The 23,245-nt window shown below is 35.4% G+C and carries 26 protein-coding genes and 1 riboswitch; of the genes, 16 read left to right on the top strand and 10 right to left on the bottom strand.

Features of this window, described 5'->3' with window-relative positions; genetic code table 11:
* Positions 1-266: 266 nt before the first annotated feature.
* From AC3B7A_RS04475 to AC3B7A_RS04460, 4 genes are all read left to right on the top strand, one after another.
* On the top strand, positions 267-884 hold the full coding sequence (locus tag AC3B7A_RS04475) for a histidine phosphatase family protein (RefSeq protein ID WP_489754941.1): 618 nt from the start codon (positions 267-269) through the stop codon (positions 882-884).
* Entirely contained in the window at positions 884-1,453 is a 570-nt protein-coding gene (locus tag AC3B7A_RS04470) for a DNA-3-methyladenine glycosylase I (protein WP_489754940.1), read from the top strand. Before AC3B7A_RS04475 ends, AC3B7A_RS04470 begins: the two co-directional genes overlap by 1 nt.
* A 208-nt stretch (positions 1,454-1,661) precedes the next feature.
* On the top strand, positions 1,662-3,062 hold the full coding sequence (locus AC3B7A_RS04465; protein ID WP_489756545.1) for a DHA2 family efflux MFS transporter permease subunit: 1,401 nt from the start codon (positions 1,662-1,664) through the stop codon (positions 3,060-3,062).
* A 310-nt stretch (positions 3,063-3,372) separates the two neighbouring features.
* Positions 3,373-4,245, top strand: coding sequence for an aldo/keto reductase (locus AC3B7A_RS04460; protein ID WP_489754939.1), 873 nt, complete (start codon positions 3,373-3,375; stop codon positions 4,243-4,245).
* Between the two features lie 282 nt (positions 4,246-4,527).
* Here the strand turns inward: AC3B7A_RS04460 and AC3B7A_RS04455 are convergent, their stop codons facing one another.
* The 6 genes from AC3B7A_RS04455 to AC3B7A_RS04430 all read right to left on the bottom strand — a co-directional run bounded on the left by AC3B7A_RS04455 (position 4,528) and on the right by AC3B7A_RS04430 (position 8,535).
* Complete coding sequence (locus AC3B7A_RS04455; protein WP_489754938.1) at positions 4,528-5,022, bottom strand: Asp23/Gls24 family envelope stress response protein; 495 nt, start codon at positions 5,020-5,022, stop codon at positions 4,528-4,530.
* Between the two features lie 23 nt (positions 5,023-5,045).
* A complete protein-coding gene (locus AC3B7A_RS04450) occupies positions 5,046-5,225 on the bottom strand; it encodes a DUF2273 domain-containing protein (RefSeq protein WP_489754937.1) in 180 nt (59 codons plus the stop codon).
* A gap of 14 nt (positions 5,226-5,239) precedes the next feature.
* Entirely contained in the window at positions 5,240-5,803 is a 564-nt protein-coding gene (amaP, locus tag AC3B7A_RS04445) for an alkaline shock response membrane anchor protein AmaP (RefSeq protein ID WP_489754936.1), read from the bottom strand.
* A gap of 174 nt (positions 5,804-5,977) precedes the next feature.
* Entirely contained in the window at positions 5,978-7,120 is a 1,143-nt protein-coding gene (locus tag AC3B7A_RS04440; protein ID WP_489754935.1) for an ABC transporter permease, read from the bottom strand.
* Complete coding sequence (locus tag AC3B7A_RS04435; protein WP_489754934.1) at positions 7,117-7,788, bottom strand: ABC transporter ATP-binding protein; 672 nt, start codon at positions 7,786-7,788, stop codon at positions 7,117-7,119. The genes AC3B7A_RS04440 and AC3B7A_RS04435 overlap by 4 nt, the downstream gene beginning before the upstream one ends.
* Complete coding sequence (locus tag AC3B7A_RS04430) at positions 7,789-8,535, bottom strand: hypothetical protein (RefSeq protein WP_489754933.1); 747 nt, start codon at positions 8,533-8,535, stop codon at positions 7,789-7,791.
* 409 nt (positions 8,536-8,944) lie between these two features.
* Here AC3B7A_RS04430 and AC3B7A_RS04425 point away from each other — a divergent pair, with 409 nt between their 5' ends.
* The 6 genes from AC3B7A_RS04425 to AC3B7A_RS04400 all read left to right on the top strand — a co-directional run bounded on the left by AC3B7A_RS04425 (position 8,945) and on the right by AC3B7A_RS04400 (position 13,716).
* Positions 8,945-10,393, top strand: coding sequence for a glycoside hydrolase family 1 protein (locus tag AC3B7A_RS04425; RefSeq protein ID WP_489754932.1), 1,449 nt, complete (start codon positions 8,945-8,947; stop codon positions 10,391-10,393).
* A 403-nt stretch (positions 10,394-10,796) separates the two neighbouring features.
* Positions 10,797-11,651, top strand: coding sequence for an ABC transporter ATP-binding protein (locus AC3B7A_RS04420; RefSeq protein WP_489754931.1), 855 nt, complete (start codon positions 10,797-10,799; stop codon positions 11,649-11,651).
* Entirely contained in the window at positions 11,651-12,511 is an 861-nt protein-coding gene (locus AC3B7A_RS04415) for an ABC transporter permease (protein ID WP_489754930.1), read from the top strand. The genes AC3B7A_RS04420 and AC3B7A_RS04415 overlap by 1 nt, the downstream gene beginning before the upstream one ends.
* 1 nt (position 12,512) lies before the next feature.
* Positions 12,513-12,965 carry a LytTR family DNA-binding domain-containing protein gene (locus AC3B7A_RS04410; protein ID WP_489754929.1) on the top strand — a complete coding sequence of 151 codons (453 nt, stop codon included), beginning with the start codon at positions 12,513-12,515 and terminating at the stop codon, positions 12,963-12,965.
* Entirely contained in the window at positions 12,965-13,351 is a 387-nt protein-coding gene (locus tag AC3B7A_RS04405) for a DUF3021 family protein (protein WP_489754928.1), read from the top strand. The genes AC3B7A_RS04410 and AC3B7A_RS04405 overlap by 1 nt, the downstream gene beginning before the upstream one ends.
* A 146-nt stretch (positions 13,352-13,497) precedes the next feature.
* The gene (locus AC3B7A_RS04400; protein ID WP_489754927.1) at positions 13,498-13,716 is read left to right on the top strand and encodes a hypothetical protein; all 219 of its coding nucleotides are present in this window, start codon (positions 13,498-13,500) and stop codon (positions 13,714-13,716) included.
* 209 nt (positions 13,717-13,925) lie between these two features.
* On the opposite strand, the gene AC3B7A_RS04395 is transcribed toward AC3B7A_RS04400, so the two are convergent.
* Positions 13,926-15,359 carry a nicotinate phosphoribosyltransferase gene (locus AC3B7A_RS04395; RefSeq protein ID WP_489754926.1) on the bottom strand — a complete coding sequence of 478 codons (1,434 nt, stop codon included), beginning with the start codon at positions 15,357-15,359 and terminating at the stop codon, positions 13,926-13,928.
* Positions 15,360-15,546: 187 nt separating this feature from the next.
* Positions 15,547-15,717, top strand: a riboswitch (M-box (ykoK) riboswitch).
* A 56-nt stretch (positions 15,718-15,773) separates the two neighbouring features.
* Here AC3B7A_RS04395 and mgtA point away from each other — a divergent pair.
* Both mgtA and AC3B7A_RS04385 read left to right on the top strand, forming a co-directional pair.
* A complete protein-coding gene (mgtA, locus tag AC3B7A_RS04390; RefSeq protein WP_489754925.1) occupies positions 15,774-18,419 on the top strand; it encodes a magnesium-translocating P-type ATPase in 2,646 nt (881 codons plus the stop codon).
* Positions 18,420-18,428: 9 nt separating this feature from the next.
* Positions 18,429-18,635, top strand: a complete 207-nt coding sequence (locus AC3B7A_RS04385) for a hypothetical protein (protein ID WP_489754924.1) — start codon at positions 18,429-18,431, stop codon at positions 18,633-18,635.
* A 193-nt stretch (positions 18,636-18,828) separates the two neighbouring features.
* Here the strand turns inward: AC3B7A_RS04385 and AC3B7A_RS04380 are convergent, their stop codons facing one another.
* Both AC3B7A_RS04380 and AC3B7A_RS04375 read right to left on the bottom strand, forming a co-directional pair.
* Positions 18,829-19,281, bottom strand: a complete 453-nt coding sequence (locus AC3B7A_RS04380; protein WP_489754923.1) for a threonine/serine exporter family protein — start codon at positions 19,279-19,281, stop codon at positions 18,829-18,831.
* A 12-nt stretch (positions 19,282-19,293) separates the two neighbouring features.
* Positions 19,294-20,043 (bottom strand): threonine/serine exporter family protein, encoded by a 750-nt coding sequence (locus AC3B7A_RS04375; RefSeq protein WP_489754922.1) that lies wholly within the window; start codon positions 20,041-20,043, stop codon positions 19,294-19,296.
* A gap of 74 nt (positions 20,044-20,117) precedes the next feature.
* Here AC3B7A_RS04375 and AC3B7A_RS04370 point away from each other — a divergent pair, with 74 nt between their 5' ends.
* Together AC3B7A_RS04370 and AC3B7A_RS04365 are read left to right on the top strand one after the other, a co-directional pair.
* Positions 20,118-20,732 carry a hypothetical protein gene (locus AC3B7A_RS04370; protein WP_489754921.1) on the top strand — a complete coding sequence of 205 codons (615 nt, stop codon included), beginning with the start codon at positions 20,118-20,120 and terminating at the stop codon, positions 20,730-20,732.
* Positions 20,733-20,834: 102 nt separating this feature from the next.
* Positions 20,835-21,098, top strand: a complete 264-nt coding sequence (locus tag AC3B7A_RS04365) for a SemiSWEET family transporter (RefSeq protein WP_489754920.1) — start codon at positions 20,835-20,837, stop codon at positions 21,096-21,098.
* A gap of 241 nt (positions 21,099-21,339) precedes the next feature.
* Here AC3B7A_RS04365 and AC3B7A_RS04360 read toward each other — a convergent pair whose 3' ends face one another.
* Positions 21,340-22,095 (bottom strand): biotin--[acetyl-CoA-carboxylase] ligase, encoded by a 756-nt coding sequence (locus AC3B7A_RS04360; protein ID WP_489756498.1) that lies wholly within the window; start codon positions 22,093-22,095, stop codon positions 21,340-21,342.
* A 196-nt stretch (positions 22,096-22,291) separates the two neighbouring features.
* On the opposite strand from AC3B7A_RS04360, the gene fabZ reads away from it, so the two are divergent.
* Positions 22,292-22,723 carry a 3-hydroxyacyl-ACP dehydratase FabZ gene (gene fabZ, locus AC3B7A_RS04355; RefSeq protein ID WP_489756497.1) on the top strand — a complete coding sequence of 144 codons (432 nt, stop codon included), beginning with the start codon at positions 22,292-22,294 and terminating at the stop codon, positions 22,721-22,723.
* A 60-nt stretch (positions 22,724-22,783) separates the two neighbouring features.
* A complete protein-coding gene (locus AC3B7A_RS04350) occupies positions 22,784-23,245 on the top strand; it encodes a MarR family winged helix-turn-helix transcriptional regulator (protein WP_489756496.1) in 462 nt (153 codons plus the stop codon).

Here is a 23,245-nt window from a genome sequence, read left to right as displayed (position 1 = left end):
ATTAGAATTTAATACTATTATAATCCGACTTTGTCCAAAAATCTGTTATTTTTTGAATGGTATCATAAGAAACGATACACAATTTGCAACTCAACTTATAATCATGGATTAAAAACCTAAATCAACCAATGATCAATTATTCAAATATTAATGGCCGCTTAGTGGTTTTTGCTTGGTTAAAAGTCTAATCTAACTGATGGGATTTTGTTTTGAGTACTGAAAATTTGCTATAATAACTAAATGGTTAGTTAGAAAGGAGAAAGAGTGTGATTAATCTTTTTATTGTTCGACATGGACAAACTGATACCAATAAATGGGGACAAATTAATGGTTCTGGCACAGATCTACCATTGAATGCTACTGGTGTGCAACAAGTTCAAAATTTACATACTAGTTTTGATATTAGTCAGATTGATTGTCTGTACAGTAGTCCGCTCAAGCGAGCCGTCCAAACAGCTGAAATTTTGAATCAAAATCAGTTACCAATTCAAACAGATGATCGATTGATGGAAATGAATTATGGTGATTGGGATGGCAAAGATTCAGCATTAGTGCAGCAGCGTTATCCCCAAGTTTTTGATGAACAAGGATATTTAACTGAAGAATATGTCAACTACAGTACCGGTGAAAGTTATGATCAAGTTGCTCAACGTTTGCAGAGTTTTTTACAAGAGGTGCGACTCAAACGGGCAGGCCAAAATGTTTTACTAGTTTGTCATGGGACAGTTTCGCGGATCTTAGTTCAGCGTCGATTAAGCATTCCGACAATCAGTCAAGTAGGCGAAATTCAAAATGCAGCAGTCATTAATTTAAAACTGAATGAAGAAACTGGAAAAACTTACCTTCATTATTACAATCGTTTAGCGCCAAGTGAGTTTTTCTAATGGCAGGTGAACTAAAGCGTTGCCCTTGGGTTGGTGACGATCCGTTAATGATTAAATATCATGATCAAGAGTGGTGTCGACCAACACACAACGATCGTCAATTGTTTGAACTGTTGGTATTGGAAACGATGCAAGCTGGTTTAAGTTGGGCCACCGTTTTGCACAAACGTCAAGCTATGCGCCGAGCCTTTTTTAATTTTGATTGTCAAAAAATTGTACACGCTGATGAACCAGTGATCGCTAGTTGGCTGCAGAATAAAGATTTAATTCGTAACCGACTAAAAATTAGAGCCATGATTAATAATGCGCGAATAGTCATTAATGTCCAGCAACAAGCTGGTAGTTTTGATCATTGGCTGTGGTCTTTGGCGCAAAATCGGGTTTATAACCATCACTGGCAAAACCAAGCGCAAGTGCCAACGACTGATCAGTTGGCTCAACAAATGACTAACAAATTTAAGCAACAAGGTTTTAAATTTGTGGGACCAACGATTATGTATTCTTATTTACAAGCAGTAGGGATTGTTAATGATCATTTACAGTCTTGTACTTTTAAAACAAGAACTTAGGTTAATAGTTTGAGAAATAAGAGCTAATTTTTTTAACGGAATGAGTTTAGGTTTGAAAAAATTTAAGCTCATTTTTTGATTTTAATAACCTTTTTCTAATAGATTAAAAATATTTGTGGATAAAAACTTACATCAAGCGATTTTATTTGTTAAGATAATCTGGTTGCGAAAAAAACGTGAAAATAGAAGGAGTTTTTACATGGATGAAATGAAAGCAGTTGTTAAAGTGCAAAAACCCTGGCTAGTAATGTCAAGTATGTTAATTGGGGCTTTTGTGGGAATGTTATCTGAAACTTCCTTAAACATTGCCCTACCACAATTGATGCACGCCTTTAATGTGAGTGCAGCAACAGTACAATTGTTAGTCACTGGTTATATGTTAGTTATTGGGATTGTGTTACCTTTTTCGAGTTTATTAACTAAATGGTTTACTACAAGACAAATTGTCATTTTTGGTTTAGCTGATTTTATTGTTGGAGCAATTATTGCCGCCTTAGCACCAAATTTTGGTATTTTACTATTAGGTCGGGTCATTCAGGGGTTAGGTACCGGTTTAATTTTGCCGCTGATGTTTACCGTAGCAATGACCATTTTTCCACCATTTAAATTAGGTGCAGCCATGGGTGTTTGTGCATTGGTGATTATGTTAGCACCTGCTGTGGGGCCTACTTTAACTGGATTAATTTTAGGTAAATTATCTTGGAACTGGGTTTTCTGGGCATTTGTACCATTTTTAGCGATCGGTTTGTTATTAGCGATCTTTGGCTTGAAAAATGTTGGTAAAATTTCCAAACCGCATGTTGATGTGTGGTCTGTGTTGGAATCCATTGTTGGTTTCTCTGCTTTAGTTTTAGGTGTTAGTTTTGCCAGCGAATGGGGCTGGAGTTCACCGTTTGTTTTAGGTTTATTAGTCGTCGGTATTGTTGTACTAGTCTTTTATGCGCGACGCCAATTAAAATTAGAAACACCCGTTTTGAACTTACGGGTCTTTAAGCATAAAGCCTTTACTTTAGGGGCCTTAGGTGTCATGTTAGATTTTGCGATTATTTTGTCAGCAATGTACTTGTTGCCACAATATTTACAACAGGGTCTCTCATTACCAGTTGCTTTGACCGGGATGATTATGTTACCAGGTGGAATTATTAATGCTATTGTTTCCGCAGTGGCTGGTCGGTTATACGATACTTTGGGTGCGCGTAAACCAGCAGTCGCCGGTTTTGTGGTAGCTGTAATTGGGGTTGTAATGTTGCTCTTATCCAATCAGCATTCCGCTTTATGGTATATTATCTTAGCGCACGTTGTGTTGATGGTTGGTTGTCCTTTAGCAATGTCACCAGCGCAAACACACGCTTTGAATTCTTTATCCGGTGTTGAATCTGCGGATGGTAGTACTATTTTAAATACTATGCAACAAGTTATTGGTGCAGTGGCAACTGCTTTATCAACTAGTTTCTTAAGTTTAGGTCAAAATGCTGTTAGTGGTAATTTAGCAACTAAATTTACTAATGGTGTTCATTACGGCTTATACTTTACTTTATTGTTGGCGGTTGTTGGTGTGATTATTGCTCTTAATTTACGGCATCAAGCTGCGCAAACGCACGTTGAATAACTAGGTTAATGTTAAATTTTAAATATAATAAGCATTGAAATTGGGAGTTTTGTTCTGGATTTCAATGCTTTTTTAGTTTACAAAAATATTGACGAGTGTCAGTCAGAAATTGATGGTTATTGTTTGACTTCGAGTGAGCTTTAAGTATTATGATAAATTTAAGTTGTCATTAAATTGAAATCATGCCGGCTTGAGGTTCCAATTAGATGGGATTGTTAGTAGATATTTGTGAGAATTGAGCCCAAAATTAAATTTGAATTTAATTGGCAACGGATTTGATAGAATTTAATTTTTTAAAGGAGTACTAAAAATGAGTGTATTGACCCAAAATTATACTTTGACTAACGGTGTTCAAATTCCGAAACTAGCCTTTGGAACTTGGTTAATTGATAATGATCAAGTTCAAGAATCAGTCCAAGCTGCTTTAGCAGCTGGTTATCGCCACATTGATACGGCTCAAGCCTATGGTAATGAAGCAGGTGTTGGTCAAGCTTTACAACAATCAGGCATTAAGCGCCAGGACATTTTTGTAACGACCAAATTGGCCGCCGAAATTAAGTCTTACCCTGAAGCAGTTCAGGCGATTGATGAATCGTTAAAAAAATTAGATTTAGAATATCTTGATTTAATGATTATTCATGCGCCAGAACCTTGGGCAGATTTTCGCAATGGTAATCATTATTTTGCAGGCAACCTAGAAGCCTGGCGGGCGTTAGAAGATGCTTATCAGGCTGGTAAAATTCGCGCCATTGGGGTCTCTAATTTTGAAAAAGTAGACTTAGATAATATTTTAGAACATGGAAAAATCAAACCGATGGTCAATCAGGTTTTAGCTCATATTTCTAATACGCCGTTTTCTTTGATTGATTACTGTCAACAACAAGATATCTTAGTAGAAGCTTATTCACCGGTTGCACATGGTGCGATTTTACAAAATCCCCAAATTCAAGCAATGGCTGCTAAATACCAAGTTGAACCAGCACAATTATGTATCCGCTATTGTTTACAATTAGGTTTACTACCGTTGCCAAAATCACAAACTCCGGCTCATATTAAGAGTAATACACAAGTTGATTTTGTGATTTCAGACACAGATTTAACACAATTAAAGCAAATTGCGCAGATTAAAGATTATGGTCAAGCTAATGATTTTCCAGTTTATGATAAAACTGACAAAGCTTAAGGTCAAGATAAAAGTCGTTTAACAGTTGAGCACTACCAAAATGAAATTTCAAAGCCCAAACTTGACTGTGAAAATTTAATTTTGTTAGGCAAAAACTGTTGACTTTGGGAAACGCAAGAATGAATTAATGTTCGTTTAATTTGCGATATAATAAGAACCTGTCCCAACTTCATTGAATAAAAAACAAGACTGGAGTGCAATGATTTCATTAATGTTCGTTCAATTAGGCGATCATTAATGGAATTGCTCCAGTCTTGTTTTTTTGGGACTTTTTAGAATTGATTATTTGACGCGTTCTTCAGCACGTTTTTGTTGTTTACGCTCATATTGTTTTTGATTAGCTTTCTCTTTGGTATCCTTAGCTGCACCGCTAAAGCGATCTTGTAAACTAACGGAATCTTTTTCATGTTGCTGTTGTGTCTTGATATCAACGACACTGACGTTAACTTCGACAACGTCTAAGTCCGTCATTGACTTAACGCGATCAAAAATTTGTTGTTTAATTTGATCATACAATTTGGAAATATCAATTCCATATTCAGCGACAATATCAATATCTACGGCCACTTGCTTTTTACCGACTTCAACATTAATACCTGAAGTAACATCATCGTTATTGACCAATTTATCAGTTAAATTGGAAAAGAAGCCGCCATCAACTGTTAATAACCCATCAATATCAGATAGGGCAATTCCAATAATTTTTTGAATAACTTTAGAATCATATGATAATTCACCTTTAATTTGTTCTGCATTTTTTTGTGTTGTTTCTGCCATGTTTGACCACTCCTTTTGAAAAATTATTTATCACGTAGCTGCTGTAACTTTGGCCAATAATGACCAATGATGCCACCACAAGCGGTAATTGCTGCCAAAAAAACGGTGCGTAAAAAGCCTAATTCTAAAAAGCAAATTGCTAATAGGAGACCGATAATGACACCAATTGTTTCCGACATGTGTTGGTCTAACCAATCCTTCATTAGTAGATCCCCCCTTAATAAACCCGCTGTTTGTTGTGATCAGAATTATCCTGGGCGTCGAAGTTAGTGAACCTAATTTCAATCTTAGGTTTTTGTTGAATACCCAACAATTGCTTTAGATCATCCTCTAATTGATTTAAGTAATTGGTTAAGTGCTTTTTGACACTATCACCAGGTGCTAAATCGCCACTAACCTTGACACGCAAGCGGCGATTAGTCAATTTGGAAGTGATTTTAGGATATTGAAGATAAGGTAATTGGGTTATAGAAGCATTAATAAAGCCGTTAATGGCCTTACTAGTAATTTTTACTTGACCATCTTTTTTATGAATTAATTGGAATTTGTTGCGTGTTGGCCAAAATAAACTGATTAAAATACTAATAATAATTAAAACCAAGGCTAGAACACTAATCACAATTAGATACCATGCAAAACCACGATCTAAATTGGTAATCGCGGGTAATTTTAGATCTAGATAGCGCTGCCAAAAACGACTATTATTCCATAAAATATAAGTTGGCAATGGCAACACTAAAATTAAACTAATAATTAAAAACCATTTCTTGCTCCGTTTCAATTTTTCACCATCCTTCCTGCTACCAATTTTGATGATAGCACGCTGACATCAACTGGTCTAATAATATGATTATGAAAAATCAGGTCATAGACAACTTTCATATAATAAAAACTCAACCAAGATTAAAGCTAAGAATCCAGGTCGAGTTTTTTAATGGTTAATAAATTTTTAAAACTAGCGAATTAAATTGACAATATTCTTTTTGGCTGCCCGCCGAGCCGGAACATAACTAAAAATGATGCCAACAATTAAGACAATGATCAACACCACTGTAATATTGGTGCTGGAAATATTCATCGCGAAATGAGAAATGTGGAGCGCGTTGATTCCGGTTTGGATTAGTAATGCTAATATAAGTGAAATTAGACCACCTGATAGTGTGAGCAGAGTTCCTTCCAGTAAAAATTGTAGCGTAATATCATGTTTGCTGGCACCGATAGAACGGCGTAAACCGATCTCTTGGGTTCGTTCGGCAATATTAGCAGTCATGGTCGTCATGATCCCCATGCCTGCCGTAATGAGCGAAATTCCAGCAATTACAGCAATAAAGGCGGCTAACATTTTGATGATTTTATCCATTTGTTTTTTAGCACCACTAGTATCCGGACAACTGTAATCGCCTAAAGTATGGTAAAAACCTTTATTTTCTAAAGTTTGTAAAATTTTGGCTTTAGCCTGTTGTTCTTGTTTAGCAGAGAGGTTTTTTTGTAAAGTAACATCCATTTCGTCATAGTTATTAGCATGCCGGCCTTTTAATAATTGATAATCTTGTTTGCTGATCCGGCCACCAGCTGGTCCAACGCCGATAAAGGGGATAGGCTTACTATACAACTTGGTAACTTTAAAGGGACGGTCTTGAATGAAAAGGTAATCGCCGACTTTAATATTACTAAAATTAGTATCCTTGAGTAAGGCTTTATTTAATTCGATAATATTAGTTTGATGAGCCTTAGATCCTGATTTAATCGCTTCTAAATCTAACGATTTATTTTGACCTTGCCAAACTAAATTTTTACTTAAAATATCATAAGAAGGCAATGTGACCTTTTTGACATTCGGTAAATGACGGATTAATTGTAAATCAGATTTTTGAAAGCTTCCTGTATCTTCGTTAGGAATATACTCAATCATTAATTTATCGCCTTCATAGCCTTGGAAAAAAAGGTGGCTGACGGTTTTGCTTAAGCCGTTACCAATTCCTAAAACTAATAAAACACTCAAGGTTCCGACGATAATCCCCATCACGGACATTAAATTGCGAAAGAAACGTTTACGCACACTGACTAAAGCAATGCGTAGGTTGTTAAAAAATTTCATTGATATAACCGCCCATCTTTAATTTTGATTGTTCGATCGGCAAATTCAGCAACCATCTCACTATGTGTGACCATAATGATAGTTTTGTGTTGTTGGTCGTGTAATTTTTGCATTAACTGCATGATTTTTAAAGAAGTTTCTGAATCAAGTGCTCCTGTTGGCTCATCAGCGATAATTAATTTGGGATCATTAATTAAAGACCGCGCAATGGAGACACGTTGTTGTTGCCCACCAGATAATTGTGTGGGGTATTTATTAGCTTGGTCTTGAAGACCAACTTGATCTAAAATTCCTAAGATCTTTTTTTTGCGCGAGGCAAACGGTTTTTTACTATACAAGTGGGGTAGATTAACGTTATCAATGACGGTATAGTTACGCAATAATTTGAAATTTTGAAAGACAAAACCAATATATTGATTACGTAAGCGCGATAATTTACGATCACTTTTAATTTGTTTGACGTTGGTACCGTTAAGCTGATAAGTTCCTTGATAAGCAGTATCTAATAAACCTAAGATATTGATAAAAGTTGATTTTCCAGAACCAGAAGGTCCCATAATGGCCACAAATTCACCATCTTGAATCGTTAATTCTGGAATACTTAAGGCATAATTGGACTGTTGGTCATAGGACTTTTGAATTTGGGAAAGTTCAATTACATTTGCCATTTATTTATCCTTATAAATTAATTTAGTTTGTGGTTTTAGATAGTTACGATCGACATAGTAGTATTCATGGTCGGTTTGCTTGATTTGGTCTGGTCCGATGGCTTGCTTAGTTTTATTACTTAATTGAACTTCATGGTTCTTAACTACTTTTTTAGGAATTTGCGTATATGGTGAAGGAATAGAAATAATCACATGTTGACCGAGACGATAATTTTGCGGTAGTGAAGCTTCGAAGGTGTAATAAGAAACGCCAGCAGTTTGACGAGTACTATTTAACTGTAAATAAGTTATTTGACCGGTTTGGTTTTTCTGGTTGTTATTACCAGTTAAAGCTTTGACATTAACTGAGTTATTCACGGCAATTTTATCTAGGTCATATTCAGAAACACTACCTTGCGCTTTGAATGGCGTTGTATAAACAAAGTTTTGCTCAGCACCTAATTCAAAAACACCGTTAGCAGGAGCTAATTGACCTGTGGTGTCTAACTTCTCACCCTTATAAACAGTCTCACCGTTGTTCACTAATAATTGCCAGCTATTGACTTTGATTAAATTGTATTTTTGTTGGTAGGTCACATTGGCCGATAATTCTAACGGACTGGCCGCTTTGACAACGAAAGAGTGTTGTTGCTGTTTGGGCTTAGCACTGGCTGTTTTGGCCTTTTGCTGGTTTTGAAACCAGAACGCTCCACCTAATAGAATAATAATTACGATGATGACCGTAATCCAAATACTTTTTTTCTTCATAATAATGACATCCTTTAACTTCAAAATATGTAACACATTTGCTGTGTACTACTACACTATAACTCTAAGCCTGAGGTTTCGCAACAATTTTTTAATTTAATATTTTATTTTCTCATTCAAAAGCATCTTTGTTGCTCCACCAATTTTTTTAAATTAACTATTAACATTCATAATATGATGGATAAATATGAAAACTCTTTTGATAGTATGAATTCTTAACTGGGTATATTCTTAATGATGTTGCAACGGATCAATAATTTAAAAAATTCAGGCTACGTTAATTTTTAAATTACTAGGTTGCCTTGTTTCATGGTAATCTAATAGAAAAAATAGAATTTTCTATCATTTTCGGTAATAGAAAATGATATAGTATTTTCTATGAGTACTAAGTTATTTTGAGGAGGATTTTATGTCAACAATTAAGTTTCCACAAAACTTCTTATGGGGTGGCGCTACTGCAGCTAACCAATTAGAAGGTGCTTATCAAAAAGATGGCAAGGGACTATCTTTACCAGACGTAATGCCTGAGGGTAAAGATCGGATTCAAGTTATGAATGACCCAAACTTTGATTTTTCAATTAATGAGGATAAATATTTCTATCCTAATCACATTGGTAATGATCATTACCATCATTTTAAAGAAGATATTAAGTTATTTGCTGAAATGGGCTTCAAATGTTATCGGTTCTCTATTGCTTGGTCACGGATTTTTCCTAACGGTGATGATGCTCAGCCCAATGAAGCAGGTTTAAAGTTTTATGATGAATTGATTGCGGAATGTTTGAAATATCAAATTGAGCCGGTTATTACAATTTCACATTATGAATTACCGTTGAATTTGGTTAAAAAGTATGGTAGTTGGAAAAATAAGCAGTTAATTGATTTTTATGAACGGTTTGCACGGACAGTATTGACTCGTTATTATAAGCAAGTCAAATACTGGATGACTTTTAACGAAATTAATAGTGCAGCTCATTTTCCAGTGATGAGTCAAGGCTTAGTGAAAGCTAACGGTGCTGATGATAAAAAGAATATCTATCAAGCTTGGCATAATCAGTTTGTCGGTAGTGCCAAAGCAGTTAAAATTGGCCATGAATTAGATCCTGATTTACAGATTGGCTGTATGATTTTATATGCCACGAATTATAGTTATGATGCTAATCCAGTCAATCAATTGGCTTCTTTGCAGGATAATCAAGCTAATAATTTCTTCTGTGCTGATGTTCAAGTTCGTGGTCACTATCCGGCTTATACCAAGAGTTTATTGGCGCGTAATGGTGTTCAACTCAGTGATTTGGATTATACCCAAGAACAATTAGATTTATTAGCCAAATATCCAGTTGACTACATTGGCTTTAGTTATTATATGTCTACAGTTACAGAGGTTACTCGTTCGGATAATAAAACGACGGCAGGTAATTTAATGGGTGGTGTGGAAAATCCATTTTTGAAATCCAGTGATTGGGGCTGGCAAATTGACCCCACCGGTTTGAGAATTGCTCTCAATGAATTATCAGATCGTTATCAAAAACCGTTGTTTGTTGTAGAAAATGGTTTGGGTGCGATTGATGAACCTGATGAAAATCATTATGTAGCTGATGATTACCGGATTGACTATTTACGACAACATATTCAAGCTATCGGTCAAGCAATTGATGATGGTGTCGATGTAATGGGTTATACACCGTGGGGCTGTATTGATTTAGTGAGTGCGTCAACCGGTGAAATGTCGAAACGTTATGGTTTCATTTATGTTGATGAAGATAATCAAGGCCAAGGTACTTTTAAACGCTATAAAAAGAAATCCTTTGATTGGTATAAACAAGTTATTGCTTCAAATGGTGATAACTTAGATTAATTAGTAAAAAGTAGGTCATTTCTGGTAATAACTTATTGAAATTGAAACGTAGTTCAACACAGACTTCTGACTTTTGGAGCACCATAAAGCGGCCAGGGCAAAGGTTTTGGATCTGAACAAAAAAGCAAGGCAATCTGGAATTTATTTTCTTGATTGTCTTGTTTTTTACTTTAAAAGATATAAAAATTAATAAATTGGAATAATCGTATTTTGCTTTGAATTAGATCAAATTAATTCATGATGACATTTTAAAAATCAACGGTCGGGCCTCAGATTCATAAATATTTGATGTATCAGATATGGTTTTTTATAGCAATTACATGGCAACTCATGTCAATGAGCCAGACAAAATCGGCTTTTTTGGTCATACTAATAATAGTTTTTGTGAAAAAGGAGAACTTTAATGCTCATTGAAACTTTTAATTTAACTAAAAAATACGGTCAGAAAACGGCTTTAAATGCTGTTAATTTAAAAATTGCTTCGGGTCAATTGGTGGCTTATCTTGGCACCAATGGCGCTGGCAAATCAACAACTATTAATTTACTGACAGGTTTTTTAAAACCAACTGCAGGAACCATCCAATATGCTAAAAACCTAAAGATGGGCGTCGTTTTTCAAGATAGTGTTTTAGATGACGCTTTATCTGTCAAAGACAACATCTTATTAAGAGCTCAAATGTATAAATATTATGATCGAAAATGGCTAGAAAAATTAGTTGAAATAATTGGCTTGAAAAAATTTTGGCGACAAAAATATGGCACTTTATCAGGTGGGCAAAAGCGTCGCGTTGACATTGCCAGAGCATTAATTGATCAACCTAACTTATTATTTTTAGATGAACCCACAACGGGTTTAGATTTACAAACCAGATTAGCCATTTGGGACTTGTTACAGAAATTACAGACTGAACAAGGTTTGACGATCTTTTTAACTACGCATTATTTAGAAGAAGCTCAAAATGCTGATCAGATGTACATTTTAGAAAATGGTAATCTGTTAGCTAGTGGTTCGGCTGCCATGATTAAGGAACAATATGCACCCAGTAAGTTAAGGATTACATCAGCTTGTATGGACCAAATTCAGGTAGGCAACGTAGTCCAGAAAGTATCGCGAAATGAGCTGGAATTATCGGGACTAACCAGTCAGCAGACAATTGAGGTTTTACAAAAGAATTCTGGTTTAATTAACACTTTTGAATATCGTCCGGGTTCGATTGATGATGCCTTTATTAATATTACCGGAAAGGAGCTGCAATAATGTTAGCTTTAACGTACAGAAATATTAAAGTTTATTTTAGTAATATTGCCAGTGCCTTGATGTCATGTTTAGGTGCTTTAATTGGCTTCTTTATTTATATTTGCTTTTTACAAAATTATTTACTCAGTTCCTTGCCGAATATTGCTAATAAAAAACAGTTACTGGATTTGTGGATGTTGGCTGGCTTAATCGCAATTGCGGGAATTACAACATCGTTTCAAGCACTCAGTCAATTTGTTATTGATCGACAAACTAATACCGAAATGGATTTTCAATTAACTGATGTTTCACCGGCAAAACGTAGTTTGAGTTACATTTTTTCAGCCACCTTGATTAGCTTTTTGATGCAATTGTTATTATTACTAGTGGTCGGAATCTATTTTAAGTTAGTTGATGAAGTAACTATTCCACATGATTTTTATTTACCGGCAGTGGGTTTAATATTGTTGAGTGGCTTTGCGGCCACTTTAGTTAATCAATTGTTTGCTCTATTAGTCCATTCTAGTGTGACTTATAATCATTTGGCTTCAATTATGAGTGCGGCGGCTGGCTTTATTGTGGCGACTTATATGCCGTATGGAACGCTCTCAAAAAGTATGCAATTTTTAGTCAAATTAATTCCTAGTAGTTATGAAGCCACCATTTTGCGTAGTCTTTTGTTAAATAATTTAAAAGGACAAAATGTTCCTGTGCCAATGAGAATAAAAATGATGAAAGATTTAGCAATTCAGTTTGAAATTAATGGCTCGCAAATAACTAACACAATAAACATTTATATAATGGTAGTGATGATTGTCATTTTATTGATAGTGGTGATTGTTTTATCCACTGTAATTAATCAGAGAAGAAAGAAGAAATAACGTGAAAATAGATCTTCAAATCGACGCTTCATTAGGCAAAGATGAAATTGAAATTGAGATCAAGTCAGGCTCCCAATCGGTGGCAGTTAATAATTTTTTGTCGTACATCAAACAATATGAGTTGCAGGCGCAAACTTTATTGCCTATTAAAACGGCAGAGCGGATTTTGACTATTAAAATTAAAGACTTAATTAAAATTGAGGTCCAAGGAAAAAATTTAACTTACTATACAAAAAGTTCCATCATTGAAGCGACAGGAAGGTTATATCAAGTTTTAGAAAAGTTGACACCAGATTTTATTCAAGTTTCACGGCATTGCGTGATTAACTTGAATTGTTTGGACTCATTAGAATCAGGTTTTGCTGGCAATATGATTGCCATTTTGCAGTGTAATTTAAAAACTGATGTTTCACGTAAATATTTAACAGAGTTAGAACAAAGGTTGGGCTTATAATGAAGTTATTACGCAAAGTATTAGAGCATTTTGTTATTGGCATGGGATTTGGATCCATGGTTTATTTACTGGTCGTGGCATGTGGTCCTCATGAAATCAATATTTCTTTAGTGACAGTTTTAGGAGTTTTTTTATTTAGTGGCTTAATGGGTGAAGGCTCTTTTATAATGGAAACCGATTGGCCATTTTTAGTAGCACTATTTTTACATTTAATTGTGACGTTTACTTTGTTCTTAATGATGATGCTAGTTTGTCATTGGCCGATTGTTATCTGGACGATTGCTGTTTTTTTGATTACGTATATTATAATTTGGTTGATTATTTTAATATTGCAAGAACATCAAATTAAACGGATCAACAATCGACTAAAAAAGCGAAGAGAATGATAATTAATATCTGAACCTAAATGATTAAATAAATTGAAATATCTAAATGGTGACCCCGTTGCGGGGCTTTTTGTTTGGGATGGCGGGGACGAATTTTAAAATAATATACAATATGGGGAAATTAATGGTTAAAGTTGGTTCCTGAATTGTCAAATCAAGCGCAAAAATATCAAACTATGGCTTCATTCTGGCGTGGTCAACAGAAAAAGAAATTTGAACAATTTCAAACTGATACGTTACCAATTTTGCAGATGAACTTCCATAAACATGACAATAATTTGAATTACATTCAACAAAGAATACAACAGCTAGAAGCACAGATTATCGCCTTAAAAAATGATTTAGCGTCAGTAAAAGGTAAGTAGAAATCATCATGATAGTTATCAAAATGGTTAAACTTACTTATAATTACAAAATTCAACAAGCTAAAATGTAGTTCAGCAATAAGTCCCCCACCTCAAAGCTGCATTCTATTGTCTTAACAGCAACAGTGGTAGTTGGTTGTTAACAAAAAATCTTCTAAGTCCGGTCCGGATTTAGAAGATTTTTTATTACCTTTAAATTATTTTATTTATTAATTTTTTAAACTTTTTTTGATTAAATCAGCTTGTAAATCAGCTAATTTAGTCGTGATATATACAGGATAAAAATCTGGATTAACAATCCTTAAGGTAGCCTCTGGTAATTCAGCTAGTTTTTCTTGACAAGTTCGTTGGATTTTTAGAACATCAGTTTCAGTTTTGACGACCTGGCCGTGATTTAAAACTAGTTGTGATAATTCTACCGCTTTGAAATCTTGCAGTTTAACTTGATCTTTAACGGATAAAGGATTGGAATTCACAACAGTAATTTGTTCAGTTAATTGTTCATCTGCCAAACTAATCACATCAGCAATTGCTTTGTGCGTTTGACGATCATACAAGCGATAAGTCTTTTTAATGCCCGGCAAAGTCAATTTATCACGGTTATCACTAACTTTAATCTTAGGAATTAATTGTCCATTATCAATGACAGCAGCTAATTTATACACACCACTTAAAACGGGTGATGAAGCACTAGTGATTAATTTTTCACCAACACCGAAATTATCAATTTGTGCTCCTTCAGCCAGCAACGATTGGATGACGCGTTCGTCCAAGGCGTTAGAAACAGTAATTTTAATTTGAGGTAGGCCAGCTTGATCTAAAGCTTGCCGCGCTTTTTTAGTTAATTGTGCAATATCACCTGAATCAATGCGAATTCCACCTTGAATCTGCCGACCATTGGCTTGTAATTCTTGAAACACCGTAATAGCGTTCGGTAAGCCAGATTTTAAAACGTCATAAGTGTCAATTAAAAATGAAGCATTATCGGGATAAATTTGCGCCCACTTACGAAAAGCTGTTAATTCATCGGGAAAAGATTCCACCCAAGCGTGAGCCATGGTCCCAGCTGGTGGGATGTTAAACATTTTAGCTGCTAAAACATTGGAAGTACTAGCGCAACCACCAATGACAGCAGCACGGGCACCATTAATCGAACTATCTGGTCCTTGGGCACGACGGGCACCAAATTCCATGACCGGTTTGTTTTTGGCAGCAAAAGTAATTCGCCGCGCTTTAGTAGCAATTAATGATTCGTGATTTAAAAGATTTAAAATTAAAGTTTCTAATAATTGTGTTTGAATTAAGGGACCTTGAACAGTCATAATTGGTTCCCGTGGAAAAACGGGAGTTCCTTCGGGAATGGCTGTAATTGAACAATCAAATTGAAAATCTTTTAAATAATTTAAGAAACTGGTACTAAAAATTTTCAATGAAGCCAGATATTGAAGATCTTCATCATCATAATGAAAATTTTCGACGGCTTCGACGACTTGTTGAAGTCCCGCATTAATGATAAAGCTACCATTATCTGGTACTTTGCGGAAGAAAACGTCAAAGACACCTTGTTTATCTTTATTAACTGCATCATAACCGTTAGCCATGGTGAATTCATATAAGTCAGTCAACATTGCTAAATTTCTCATGAGATTATTTGTCCTTTTAATTTTTTGACAGAGTTCAACCAACTAATGATGGTTTGAATAATCGGTCAAAGCTATCACAGCTAGTATAGCATAATCTTCAAGTCTTTAACCGCAATAACTAATTCACCTTGACTTTCACTATTTAAAATGTTAACTTATCGTTTGTATTAGGTAAAAATGATTAATGACAATAATAAAATAAAAGAGGCTCCTACACGGACATATGCTACTGTACAGAAACGTTGCGAAACGCCAATGTATAGGACAGGGCTTGCCGATCGAAGGCAAGCTCCCAAGTAGCTAGACAATCGTCTTTACGCCGGGTAGTGCTAAACTAAAAAGTTGGGGTCGCAAATTTTTTTGCGACCCTTTTGTGTTTATTGAGCCTCCTTTGTTAAACGAGGAGGTCTTTTTATGTTATCTGATCAAAAGTTGTTGCAAATTGCCCAAGCTTCGGTATCAGCAATTAAGCAGCAATATCAAACTCCTAGTTCGGGCTTAACAAAAAAGCAAGTCCAAACCTTGCAGCAAAAATATGGCAAGAATACTTTGGCTTATCAGCAAAAAATTCCACTTCAGCGGCAAATTTTTCAAGCTTTTGTGACACCCTTTACGCTAGTTTTAATATTATTAGCTCTAATTTCTTTCTGGACAGATTATCTTGTGGCTGCGCCCAAGGATAAAAATTTAACTGCAGCCATGATTATTTTAGTCATGGTTATTGCCAGTGGAACAATGACCTTAATTCAATCGGTAAAATCAAATAATGCGGCAGCACAATTGCAATCACTGATCAGTGTTAATACTCAAGTTTTACGAAAGCAAAAGTTAACAGTAATTCCGCTAGATGACTTAGTACCAGGAGATATTGTTAAATTAGCCGCCGGTGATATGATTCCGGCAGATTTACGCTTAATCCAAACTCGTGATTTATTTGTTTCGCAAGCTGCTTTAACAGGCGAAAGTTATCCGGTTGAAAAACAAGCCCAATTAGATGCTGACACTTATGAGCAAAGTACAGATTTAAAAAACCTAACTTTTATGGGCAGTAATGTGATTAGTGGTACCGCTTGGGGGGTAGTGATTGCGACTGGTCAAGCAACCCGGTTTGGCAAAGTCAGTCAGACCTTAACTAATGATCAAAAAACAGTAACTAATTTTGATCTGGGTATTAGTCAAACTTCGTGGTTATTAATTCGCTTTATGGCAGTTATGGCGCCTTTAGTTTGTGTTTTGAATGGTTTGACTAAGGGCGATTGGATGCAGGCACTCTTGTTTGGTATCTCCACAGCGGTCGGGTTAACACCCGAAATGTTGCCGGTGATTGTGACGACTAATTTAGTACGTGGCGCTTTAGAAATGTCTAAGCAAAAAGCAGTTGTCAAAAACGTCAATGCTATTCAAAATTTAGGAGCTATGGATGTCTTATGTACGGACAAAACTGGAACTTTGACACAAGATAAAATTATTTTGAAATACCATTATGACCCTGAGCAGCAAACAACAAAGCAAGTTTTATACTATGCCTACTTGAATAGTAATTTTCAAACGGGTTTAAATAATTTGATGGACCAAGCAATTATTAAGAAAGCACAATCAGAATTGAAATTAGATGATGATCAACATCAAAAAATTGATGAGCTACCGTTTGATTTTACAAGAAGACGTATGAGTACCATTGTCAAAACGCCACAGCAAAAGGTCGAACTGGTCACGAAAGGTGCCATGGAAGAAATGCTGCAAATTTGTTCCAAAGTCTTTAAGTACGATCAAGAGTTGCCTTTGACCCCAGCTTTGATTAAGCAATTACAAGCTCAAGCGGCTAATTTAAATCAAGCAGGGTTACGAGTTTTAGGCTTAGCACGTAAGGTTAACCCCCAGCCAGTTAATGGTGAAAAATTGACCACGGCTGATGAACAGGACATGACGTTTTTAGGTTATTTGGCTTTCTTAGACCCACCCAAAGCTACAGCCAAAAAGGCGATTGCTTCCTTAAAAGAATACTGTACGCAAGTTAAAATTATTACTGGTGATAGTAAATTAGTGACTTTAGCGGTTTGTCGGCAAATTAATTTTCCAGTGCAAAAGGTTTTAACTGGCCAAGAAATTAGTCAATTATCAACCTCACAGTTAGCAAAAGCTGTTGAACAAGCAAATGTTTTTGTAAAAGTTGCCCCCGAACAAAAAGCTTTGCTGGTTCAAACTTTACGACAGAATCAGCATGTTGTCGGCTTTTTAGGTGATGGTATTAATGATGCTCCTGCTATGAAAGCAGCTGATGTGGGGATTTCTGTGGATACAGCAGTGGATATTGCCAAAGAATCGGCTACCATTATTTTGTTGCAAAAAGATTTGATGATTTTAAAACGGGGCATTTTAATTGGCCGTAAAACCTTTGGCAATATTATGAAATATATTAAGACAACTTGCTCTTCTAATTTTGGTAATATGTTGTCGGTTTTATGTGCCAGTGCATTTTTACCATTTTTGCCAATGCAACCTTTACAGATATTATTTTTAAATTTAACTTATGACTTGTCTTGCTTATCAATTCCTTGGGATCAAATGGATCAAGAGTATCTGAAAGTGCCACGTAAATGGGAAGTACAATCTATCGGTCGGTTCATGAAAATTATTGGCCCGACGAGTTCCATTTTTGATATTACAACTTATTTAGCAATGTATTTTTTAATTTGTCCACAAGTTGTTGGTCAAGCCTTTCAGCAAACTAGTGGTTTAGCACAGCAGAAATTTATTCAACTATTTAATAGTGGTTGGTTTGTAGAATCACTTTGGAGTCAAACTTTTGTACTTCATGCTTTAAGAACTAAAAAGTTTCCTTTTCTTCAAAGTCGTGCTTCTTGGCTCATGACTTTGGTTACTACAGGAGCGGTTATTTTTGGCTCACTCGTTCCATTTACGAAGCTAGGTCGATTTTTAAAGTTGGTGGCCCTACCACCTGATTTTTGGCTTTTGTTAGCAGTGACTATGGTGATGTATTTGTTAGTGGTAACCGTGATTAAACGAATCTATGTTCAATATTTTGGTGAACTACTCTGAGGTAACAATATGAAAAATAAAATGCGGTATCCTGTTCAATTTTGGCTAGCCATCTCTTGGCTATGTATTGGAGTTTCTTGGTTATTATCAAGCCCTTTGACACGAGGCAAGTTAGTAATTAGTGGTTTGTTTATTTTGATATCCAGCTTAATTTTATGGGATTGTACCAAGTGGGGGCATAACTTTTTAACTAAAGTTTTGCGGTTTTGGTTGTAAGTATTACAAATTTAAAATAACGAAATTAATTTTTAGGTTGTTAATCGTTTCTTGGCGCAAGTTAAGAGATTGCGCTCACAAGACCTAGCAACCTTACGCCTAAGAACTTAAGATAAAAACCACATTTAAATCCTGAGTTTAGGCTAGTTTCTTGTTTCTAAACGGTCTTGTTCACGGCTTAATTGATAATTTGCTACTCATTTTGATGGACTTCTTTTTTCTTTTTAAATAATAGTTCGCCAATTAATTGAGCTAAAACGTAGCCTAATGCAATGGCTCCCGTTAATAAAGTGACATGTAAAACTTGAGTTAAAGCACTATCTAATTTTCCGGTCATAAATTGTTCCAAAGCTTGATAAGCACTAGCCCCAGGCACTAACGGCACTAAGCCCGGAATGTTGAAGATAGTACTGGGCTGCTTTTTGACGCGTGCTAAAATTAAACCACTTAAGCCAACGACTAAGGCACCTAAAAAATTGGCAGCAATTTTACCGACATGAACTTGCACCAATAACCAATAAACGGTCCAGCCCAAGCTACCAGCTAAACCGGCCCAACTTAACTCTTTGACGGGGACTTGGATAAATAAACCAAAAGCAACTGTTCCGATAAAACTTAAAATGATTTGTACTAATAAATGATACATGGCTACAACTCCTCAGCGAATTAAGTAAAAAGCAATACCCACACCAACAGCAATAGCACCAACAACCATTGTTGATTCGATACCGCGTTCTATTCCGGCTAATAAGTTGCCTTCAAATAAATCTCTAAGGGCGTTGGTCATGGGAACACCGGGCACAAGTGGCATAATGGCACCAATAATAATGTTATTAATACTTTGACCACCTAAAAATTGTACGTCAAAAATTGTGAGTAGCGCGATAATCAAAGCCCCAATTAGCTCACCAATAAAACGTAAACGGCTATGTTGACCAATTAAGATGGCTACTAAATAGCCTAAAGCACCAATAATGAAAGTGCTGATAAAATCTTTCCAATCATAATGTTGTGTGAAAATGATCATGAGACAAGCACTTTCTAAACCAGCACCGAAAGTTTGCATTGGTAATCTAAAAATAGGCGGTTCTTGTTTAATTTGTTGTAACTGATGTTCAAAAGTTGTGAGATCAATTTCTTGGGCTTCGTATTTTCGGGATAAGGTATTGACTTTGGTGATGTTGTTCATGTCAATTCCCCGGCGTGATATTTGTAAGAAGCGCGTGTAGGGAGCTTGCTTAAAACTAATTAAGACACCGGTTAAACTAGTAAAAGCGGCATTATCAGCTTCGTGTCCACAAAAAGCAATGCGGCGCATAGTGTCCTCCACCCGATACATTTCCGAACCAGCTTCGACTAAAATTTGGCCAGCTAAAAGACAAACTTCCATTAGTTGATCTTGTTTCATTTGAGCACCTTCTTTGAAACGTAATAATCAATATTATACTATGATTTTTAAAATGAAGACTGGCGGTGAGATTGTTGCAAATTGGAATAATGGGCGGTTCTGGTTATTTGGGTCAGGATTTATTACGAAAATTTAGTCAGCAACCAACTTGGAAATTGGTTAGTTTGTCCCGTAGTGGTGAACAAAAAGTACCGCCTGCTTTAAGAACCAAAGCCCAGTTTATCCAAACGGACTTTGTGCATGATAAAAATTGGCAGTTAGCAGTGAGTCATTGCGATTGGTTGCTTGATTTAATCGGGATTTTACGCGAAAAACCACAAAAAGACTTAACTTATCAAAGGTCAACTTTTCAGCCGGCTCAAGTAGTGACCGACTATTTAGTGCAACACCAATTGACAACTAAAATGCTTTTTGTAGCTGCTAATTTTGCTCCAATTGGTTTCAAAAAATATTTATTTTATAAAGATAAAACCGCCATTTATGTAAAACGCAAATTAAAAAATCAGGCAATAATTGTCTATCCTAATTTGATTTATGATACTGATCGTCAAAGCAGTTGGTTGTTAGCTCAATTGCTCAAAATTTTACCACTTAATAAATTACAACCGCTAACGCGGAGCAGGTTTAGTCAAGAAATGACACATATTATTCAAGGACAGCCAAGTTTTTTGGAATATCGACGAAAATAATCTGAAAAATTTAATCGTTTTTACTGTAAATGAAGAGCAAATGTTTTAAAATTAAAACATTGTTATGTAAAGTGAAAGATTTTTTGAGGAGAAATAAAATTTATGAGTAAAAAAGAAAAAATTATTACAACTTTAGGCTGGATTGCAACTGGAACTGCGATTTTAATGTATGTTTCCTATATTCCCCAAATAATCAATAATTTACAAGGAGTTAAAGGCAGTCCGATTCAACCCTTAGCAACGGTCATTAATACCTTGTTATGGGTTGTTTATGCCTTGTTTAAGGAACATCGTGATTATCCATTGGCTGTCAGCAATGGTGTTGGTGTAATTTTTGGCGCTCTGGCAGTGATTACAGCTTTATAAAATAAAATTTAAACAAACGACTAGAACAAGAAAAATTTGGCGTTTAACTATGGATAATTAGCAGTTGGGACAAAATTTTGACGTTTGGAGCACTATTAAGAAGACAATATTCGTCTAAATTTACGAAAAATTATTTTTGTCTTGGCCTCTTTTGTTCAGATCTTCTTAAACGTTTTTTGTTCTAGTCTTTTATTTGGCAAAGAATAATTTGAAATTATTTAGCGCCTTTAATTAGTTTAACTTAAATTTGGCGAACTTTTTTTGCGTCACCACTATTAATAACTCGAAGCCCAGTGTTAGTTTGTAAAATTAAATTAGCAGATTGGCTGACTCCCACTAGCCGCCCACGAATGGTTTTTGTGCCTAATTGTACTTGAATGATTTGATTGCGCCAAGCTAGTTTGGTTTCATAATCTTTAAGAAAAAAACCATTAGCAAAGTTTTCTTTTAAATACCAGATTTGTTGAATTAAGACAGTGATAAACTGGCATAATTCTTTTTTAGTGGGCAGATAGTTTAAGAGATTGGTTCCCGTTACTAAATTAGTCTGCTGTAAGTTCAGACCAATGCCAATAATTGCGAGTTTTGGTTGTGGTTGTTCCACTAAAATACCGGCAATTTTCTGACCATTAAGTAGTAAATCATTAACCCATTTAATTTCGGTGGTTATTTGCCACTGGGTTTGAATCGCTTGATTTAAGCACCAAGCAATACCAGTTGTTAACAGGCCTTGATTTTTAAAGGTTAATTGGGGAACAGATAAACCGACTGACAGATATAGTCCGCCAGATTCGGAAATAAAATTACGCCCTTGTTTGCCATAACCAGCGCTTTGTTTTTGACTAATAATTAATTGGCTTTGCTGTTTAATGGTTGTTGAATGTTGTTTTAATAATTGATTGGTTGAAGTAACTTCATCATACCAAGCAATCGTTAAGGGAAAGTCGGTTAAGTTTTGCTGTAACTGTTTTTCTAAAAGTTTTAAATGTTGGTTCATTAATTTTAACTCCCGGGTAGAAAAAAAACTAATTTGAGTTTCAAAATAAAATATGATTATTATAAATTAAGGCTCAAGTGCTGATTATACCGGTTTTTATAATAGTAAAATTTGACATTTAAAGCAAGTTGCAATATGATACTGCCATCAAACACTTTGATGTTTGAAATAAAATGAAGGAGCTGTTGGAAATTTAATGGAACTAAATTCTAGTGAAATACGGGCACTAATTCCTAATCGTTATCCGATTTTTTTCATGGATGGTGTGCAATCCATGGAAGCTGACCAATCGATTCAGGCGATTAAAAATGTGACCGCTGATGAATCTTTTGTTGATAGTTATCGTCCTGGTCAGTTTATCATGCCGTCCACGTTAATTGTTGAAACGCTAGCTCAAGCAGCCTCAATTTTTATTTTGAGTTCACCTAGTTTTCAAAATAAAACGGCTTACTTAGGAGGAATTCCTAAAGCTGAATTTTTGTTTGATGTCCATGCTGGTGATCAATTACAGTTAAAAGTAGAATTAAAAAAGCAGCGTCAAAATATTGGCTTAGTTAGTTGCGTCGCTTTAGTTCAAGATAAGCCAGCAGTAACTGCGGAATTGATGTTTATCGTTGAGGATGCTTAAAATCCTTACGAATCAACTGATAAGTTGCAATTATTTTGATATTCAACAGGAGTCTTACGAATGACAGATAAAATGCAACGAATCAACCGGTTATTGACCATTGTGTATACCGATATTATGCGTGTGGAAGAACGTGAATTAAAGAAAAGTGATTTTAAAGATATATCGGTAAAAGAGATGCATGCTATTGATGCCATTTCAATGTATGATCACAAAACAAGTTCACAATTAGCTGAAGAATTAATGATTACACCGGGCACAGTGACAACTATGGTCGGTAATTTAGTTCGAAAAGGCTACGTAGTACGGTTTCACGGTGATGATGATCGACGCATTGTTCGTTTGGGCTTAACCAGAAAAGGGCGCTTAGTTTATCGTGCACATGACCTATTTCATCGACAAATGGTAGCAAAGTTTATTGAAAATTTTGATTCCGCGCAAGTTGATATTATTGAACGCGCATTATTAAACTTACGGGCTTTTCTAGAGTTTCCAGCTCATATCGATAAAACAAAGGAGTAA

The sequence above is a fragment of the Bombilactobacillus sp. ESL1202 genome, assembly GCF_058107125.1.
This window is presented reverse-complemented; position numbering and strand designations above follow the sequence as displayed.